Source organism: Rhodococcus chondri, from assembly GCF_036327435.1.
GTDB lineage: Bacteria > Actinomycetota > Actinomycetes > Mycobacteriales > Mycobacteriaceae > Rhodococcus > Rhodococcus chondri.
On the sequence record NZ_JAUZMZ010000220.1, the window covers coordinates 1 to 6561 of the forward strand.

Here is a 6561-nt window from a genome sequence, read left to right on the forward strand (position 1 = left end):
TCGTACGGCGTGCCGTCGGTGAAGGTCACGCCCTCGCGCAACGTCAGCGTCCACACGCGGCCGTCTTCGGTGACGACCGATTCGGCCATGGCCGGTGCGTAGCTGTTGTCGGACGCGTCGTACGACATGAGGGTGCCGTAGATCGCCTGGCACGCTTGCCATCCGGCGGAGGTGCCGCATTGTGCGGGGTCGAGCGACGGTGCGGTGAAGACGTAACCCCAACGGAGGCTTCCGCCCTGGACCGGATCCATGCTGCTCAGGTCGACACTGCCACCGCTCTCGGCGCCGCCTTGGCCGCAGCCGGCAAGCAGCGCGGCCGAAGCGGCAAAGGCCACCGCGAGACGCGCTGTTCGGGATCGAATCATGATGCTCTCTTTCTCATTCCGAGATTTCGAAGGGTGTGGCCGGGCGAGTGCATGCTCAGCCGATCCACAGGCCGTCGGCCGGCGGGTAGTAGAGGTACTCGGGTTCGGTGCCGCCGACGTCACCGCGGCTGTACATGGTCGTGGTCTGGTAGAACAGCGGACGCACACCGAGCGTCTCGGTGAGCCGTGCGAGCACCGCGCGGTAGGCCTCGTCGACCTCGGCCGGGTCCTGCGAGGCGCGAGACGCCTCGAGCGCCGCATCGACCTGCGGGTCGGAGTACTTGCCGAAGTTCTCGCTGCCGGCGGTGTGGTAGCGCTCGTACAGCGCCTCCGGGTCGTAATTGAGACCCATGCTGTCGTTCGCGATCATGAAATCGCCGTTTCGGAGCGCGGCCTGGCGCGCCGCGATCTCGAGCGGGAGCACCGTCAGCGTGAGGCCGTCGATCCTCTCGACCTGCGCCTTGATCATCTGCGCTTCCTGCGCGAGGAGCGGAATTCCGGCGACGATCATGTACTGCACGTCGACCGTGTCGAGACCGGTTTCACTCCGGTAGAGATCGAAGCGACGTTGCGCCTCGGCAAGGTCCTCGGAGGGGAGCATCGCCGCAGGATCGTGGAAGCGGGTGCCCTCGGGCGCAATCGTCGTCGCCGGGCCCACGCCACCGTGGACGACCCCGGCGATCTCGTCGACGTTCATGGCGAGGACGACCGCGCGACGCAGGTTCTCGTCGGCGACGGCCGGGTCGGCGAAGTTGAAACGCAGACCCTGCGCCGCGGCCAGGGTCGGCCGCTCCGTGAGGGCGAGTCCGGCCTGCTCCACCTGCGCGGCACTGTCGGCGAGGATGGTGGCCGCGAGGTCCGCCTCACCGGATTCGACGGCGGCGAGACGCTGGCGTTCGTCGGCGATGATCTTGATGGTGAAGGCGTCGAGGTACGGCTTGCCCTCGTCCCAGTACCCGTCGTTACGCGCCAGCTGCATCTCCACACCGCGCGACCAGGTCTCCAAGGTGAACGGCCCGGCACCGACGGGGTTCGCACCGAAGTCGGCGCCCCTGGCTTCCAGCGCCGCGGGCGAGCCGATCGCACCCAACCCGGTGTACAGCATCGACGGGAACGCGAAATTGGGGGCGGGAAGCTCGATCCGCACGGTCGTCGGATCGACGACCTGCCAGGTCATCCGCTGCGCCACGGCCGCCGCACTCGACCGGTTCTGCGGGTCGCGCGCGCGTTCCCAGTTGTAGGCAACGGCATCGGCGTCGTACGGCGTGCCGTCCGTGAACGTCACGCCGTCGCGCAGCGTCAGCGTCCAGACCCGGCCGTCCTCGGTGTCGAGGCCGGCGGCCATGTGCGGCGCGTAGTCCCCGGTCGCCGGGTCGAACCGCATGAGCATGCCGTAGATCGCCTGGCACGCCTGCCAGCTCGTCGACGACCCGCACGCCGCCGGATCCAGCGTCGACGCATCGACCGAGTACGAGTACACCAGCTCGCCGCCCCGGACAGGGTCTCCGCTGGGCCCGTCCGCCGAGACGGAATTCCCAGCATCGCCTTGCCCGCAGGCGCCGAGTACGAATACTCCGGCCGCCAGCACTGCCGCCGTACGCAATGACTTCTTCACGATCACTCCTACTGTGAAATCTCTTCGGCGACGCCGAGTCGGGACGAGGTGTCGCCACCGTCGACGAGCGGGAAATGGCATGCGACGAAATGACCCGGCGAGTGCTCGACCATTTCGGGATCGACCTGCGCGCACACATCCCGAGCCAACGGGCACCGGGTACGGAACCTGCATCCGCTCGGGGGATCGGTCGGCGACGGTACTTCGCCGACCGCGAACGCACGCTCGATCTCGGCCGAGGGGTCGGGCCGCGGAATCGACCGGATCAGTCCGAGCGTGTACGGATGCAGGGGATTTTCGAAGAGCTCGTCGGGTGTGGCCGACTCGCAGAGCGCTCCGAGGTGCATGACGACGATGCGATCGCTCACGTTCTTGATGACCGCGAGGTCGTGGGCGATGAAGAGCATCGTGAGCTTGAACCGGGATTTCATGTCCTGCAGGATGTTCAAAATCTGTGCCTGCACCGAGACGTCCAGTGCGGATACCGGTTCGTCGCACACCAGCAGCGTCGGTTCGACGGCCAGCGCGCGGGCGATCGAGATGCGCTGGCACTGGCCACCGGAGAACTCGTGGGGCCGCCGGTCGCGCGCATTGGCCGGGTCGAGGCCGACGGCGGCGAGCATCTTCTCGACGCGGCCCGCGATCTCGCCCTTACCGAGACCACCGAGGATCTCGAGTCCTTCGGCGACAATGTGCTTCACACGCCGCTGCGGGTTGAGCGACGAGATCGGGTCCTGGAAGATCATCTGGCACTGCCGCCGGAAGTTCTTCTCCTGCTGGCGGTTCATCGAGGCGAGGTCGGCGCCGAAGGCGCGGATCGTGCCGGACCCGATGGGCGCGAGCCCCACGACCGCCTTGGCGATCGTCGATTTGCCGCATCCCGATTCGCCGACGAGGCCGACCGTCTCACCTTCGAACAGATCGAACGACACCCCGGCGACGGCGTGGACCGTCCGGCCCCGCGAGTCGCGGTACTCCACGGTGAGGTTCTCGATGCTCAGGATGGGTTCGCCGGTGGCGGCCTTGCTCACGGCGGGAACGGGACTGGTTGTGGTGGTCATTCGGGAACTCCCTTGCCTACCTCCAGGCCGGCGGCCGTGCGGCCGGCGCGGAGGTTGTCGTCGTGTGCCGCTCGGCCTTCGGGCGTGCCCACCGGGTAGAAGCAGGAGAAGGTGTGCTCGGCGGTCGGGCCCTGTTGTGGCTGAGGGGCTTCCGTGAGGCAGCGGGCCTGAGCGTTCGGGCAGCGCGGCGCGAATCGGCACCCCGGCTCGGGATCCACCACGCGAGGCGGCAGTCCCGGAATCGCGTCGAGCCTGGTGTGGCTCGGGTATTCGAGCCGGGGCAGCGAATTCAGCAGAGCCTGGGTGTAGGGGTGACGCATGTTGCCGAACAGGTTCGCCGTCTCTGCACGCTCGACGACGGTGCCGGCGTACATGACCATCGTGTCGTCGGTACGGCCCGCGACGACGCCCAGGTCGTGGGTCACCAGGATCATGGCCATGCCGTCGGATTTCTGAAGGGAACCCAGCAGATTGAGAATCTGGTGCTGGACGGTGACGTCGAGCGCGGTGGTCGGCTCATCGGCGACGACGAGCTTCGGTGCGCAGCTCAGCGCGAGCGCGATCATCACGCGCTGCCGCATGCCGCCCGACAGCTGGTGCGGGTACTGCTTGACGCGGTACGCGGGTTCGGAGATGCCGACCTGCTGGAGCAGTTCCACTGCCCGCCGGTCCGCTTCCTTCTTCGACAACGGAAGGTGCTGACGCAATGTCTCGGTCAGCTGTTGACCGACGGTCATCACCGGAGTGAGCGCGGTCATCGGATCCTGGAAGATCATCGAGATCTTCGCACCCCACAGGCCGCTGACGTCGATTTCCGGGTTCGGGTGGACGCGTTTGCCCTCGAACCGGATCTCCGAACTCTCCGAGACCCGGGCGCTGCGCGGCAGGATGCCCATGATGGCGCGGGAGAGCACCGACTTGCCGGAGCCGGATTCACCCACGATGCCGAGGGTGCGGCCGGATTGCAGGTCGAAGCTCACCCCGTCGACGGCGCGCAGCAGACCCGTCGGCGTCTCGAATTCGACGGTCAGGTTGCCGACCTCGAGAATCGACCCGGAGTCGTCATTCTGATGCGACCCGATGTCCGGAGTGCTTACGGTCGCGGTCATAGCGCGGATTCCTTTCCGATCTTCGCCGTGGCCCAGTCGCCGAGCTTGTTGAGGGAGAACACCGTCAGGAAGAAGAAGACGGCCGGCACGAGCACGAGATGCGGATGGTCGGCGAGCTTGTACTGGGCTTCGGCGATCATGCCGCCCCAGCTCGGTGCCGGCGGCGGGATGCCCAGGCCCAGGAAGCTCAGGGATCCTTCCGCGACAACGAGGGTCGCGGCCATCACCAGCGCGAAGGACAACACGGGAATCACCACATTGGGCAGCAATTCCCGGGCCATGATGCGCCACGGCGAAGCACCCAGCGTCTTGGCCGCGAGGACGAACTCCTTGCTGGTCAGGCTGAGTGTCGTCGCCCGCGCGATGCGGGCGAAACTCGGCACCGCGACGAGTGCCAGCCCCAGGACCAGTGTGCCGATGCCCGGCTGCAGCGCAGCGACGATGGCGATGAGGAAGATCAGCGGCGGGAACGCCAGAATCGAGTTCATGACGATCTCGAATCCGGTCTCGGTCCACCCGCGGACGTAGCCCGCGACGATGCCGAGCGTGCCGCCGATCACGACAGCGAGCGTGGTGGCGCCGAGGGCCACCGCGAGCGACACCCTCGCACCGAAGATGGAGCGCGACAGCAGATCACGACCGAGGATGTCGGTACCCAACAGATGCTGGAGCGAGGTGAAGGGACGCATGGAGGTCTGCGATCCGATGGCGTCCGGTTCGGCCAGCGGAAGGAAGTCGGCGAATACCGCCGCGAGGACGATCAGTGCGATCCACCCGGAGGCGAACAGCACCCCCGTGTTGCGGCGTTTACGGCCGCGTGCCCGGAAACGGGCGCGCGGTTTTGCCGGTGGGGTGGCCGGGAGCGGGTCGGTGCCTGCCGGCTCGGGAGAATCGACTGCAATTGCGGAACCAGATGTCATGACACTTTTCCTCATCGGCGGATTCGCGGATCGAGCAGCGGGTACATCAGATCCACCACTGCGTTGATCACGACATAGGACACGGCGACCACCAGGACGATGCCCTGGACCATCATCACGTCACGGTTGGTGATGGCATTGATCACGAGGGTGCCGAGCCCCGGGATCGAGAACAGCGACTCGACGATCACGGTGCCACCGATCAGCTGACCCAGCGCCAGCCCGAACACCGTCAGCAGTGAGAACGCGGACGGCCGCAGAGCATGCTTGACCAGGATCTTCGGCGTGGAGATGCCGCGGGCCTTCGCCGACAGGATGTAATCCTGCTTGAGGGTCGTCACGACGTCGTTGCGCAACACACGAATGAACATCACGGCTTGCGCGGCCGCGAGCGTGATCACCGGAAGAACGAGCCGTGAGTAGTGCTGCGCCGGACCGTCGGACAGAGGTTTGTAGCCCAGCGCCGGGAAGGCGCCGAGAGTGTAGGCGAACACGTACACCAGGAGAATTCCCAGAAGGAAGTTCGGGGTCGACATCGTCAGGGACACAAGAGAGCCCGAGACACGGTCGACGAGTCCGCCCGGCCGGTAGCCCGAGTACAGCGCGACCGGCACCGCGACGAGCAGTCCGACGAGGATGGACAGGGCCGCGAGTTCGAGGGTCACCGGCAACCGGGACGAGATCTCGTCCCACACCTTCGCCTGTGTCTGCAGAGATCTGCCGAGATCACCCTGGACAGCGTCGCCGAGCCATGAGCCGTACCGCTCGATGATCGGCCGGTCCAGCCCGTTGGCCGCAGCGATCTGGGCGCGCGCTTCCTCCGTCGCGTTGGGTGGCGCCAGGCTGTCGATCGGGTCCCCCGGCGTGATCTCCAGGAGGCCGAAGGCGGCGACGCTGACGACGAACAGCGTCGCCAGCAGTTTCGCCACACGGGCAACGGCGCCCCGGAGTCGTAGAACAGTCATGCTCGGGCCTTTCGCAAAGTGAGATCGCCCCAGCCTTCGGCTGGTGGGGCGGACCGGATCGAGGGGAGACGGGCTCCCGAGGTCACTCGACCTTCAGGAGCGGCGAGAGCTCTGCTCGGCAAAGTCGGCGATATGTTCGGTCGGCAACGACGTCACGGAATGCTCCTGGAGATGCGCATGGAAAAGTCCGATGCGGCCCCGGTCGGGGCCGCATCGGCGGTAATGCACATCACTCTTTACCGACAGTTGTGACGCATCATCGGCCCATCCCGCTCACCGGGAGTGTTCTGCCCGTCCCGCTCGCCGATAGCACATCGCAGGTGAGATCCCGATGAGCGGGATCGGCGTGTCCCGCATTCGCCGCCCGGTAGATTCCGCCGCGGAAACACATGGAAAAAACGGCTCTACTGCTCTGAATGTGGATGACCAGACGTGTGGTATGCCCGCGTGTCGGTAAGGGTGGGCGCACGGGCCGCTCGTAGGGTCGAAAGCTCCTACACCGTCCACCCACTGGAGCCGACCCGTG

The 6561-nt window shown here is 66.6% G+C and carries 6 protein-coding genes; all 6 read right to left on the reverse strand.

From position 1 onward, the window contains the following. Nucleotides 1-365: ABC transporter substrate-binding protein (locus Q8814_RS23380; protein WP_330154361.1), on the reverse strand; the 365-nt coding region annotated here is incomplete at its 3' end. A gap of 55 nt (nt 366-420) precedes the next feature. Beyond that, nucleotides 421-1980: an ABC transporter substrate-binding protein gene (locus Q8814_RS23385; protein WP_330154362.1), complete on the reverse strand. Its 1560-nt coding sequence runs from the start codon at nt 1978-1980 to the stop codon at nt 421-423. Nucleotides 1981-1988: 8 nt separating this feature from the next. Then, the gene (locus tag Q8814_RS23390; protein ID WP_330154363.1) at nt 1989-3041 is read right to left on the reverse strand and encodes an ABC transporter ATP-binding protein; all 1053 of its coding nucleotides are present in this window, start codon (nt 3039-3041) and stop codon (nt 1989-1991) included. Beyond that, a complete protein-coding gene (locus Q8814_RS23395; protein WP_330154364.1) occupies nt 3038-4150 on the reverse strand; it encodes an ABC transporter ATP-binding protein in 1113 nt (370 codons plus the stop codon). The genes Q8814_RS23390 and Q8814_RS23395 overlap by 4 nt, the downstream gene beginning before the upstream one ends. Next, nucleotides 4147-5070, reverse strand: a complete 924-nt coding sequence (locus Q8814_RS23400; protein ID WP_330154365.1) for an ABC transporter permease — start codon at nt 5068-5070, stop codon at nt 4147-4149. Before Q8814_RS23400 ends, Q8814_RS23395 begins: the two co-directional genes overlap by 4 nt. A gap of 11 nt (nt 5071-5081) precedes the next feature. Beyond that, the gene (locus tag Q8814_RS23405) at nt 5082-6035 is read right to left on the reverse strand and encodes an ABC transporter permease (RefSeq protein WP_330154366.1); all 954 of its coding nucleotides are present in this window, start codon (nt 6033-6035) and stop codon (nt 5082-5084) included. Nucleotides 6036-6561: the final 526 nt, after the last annotated feature.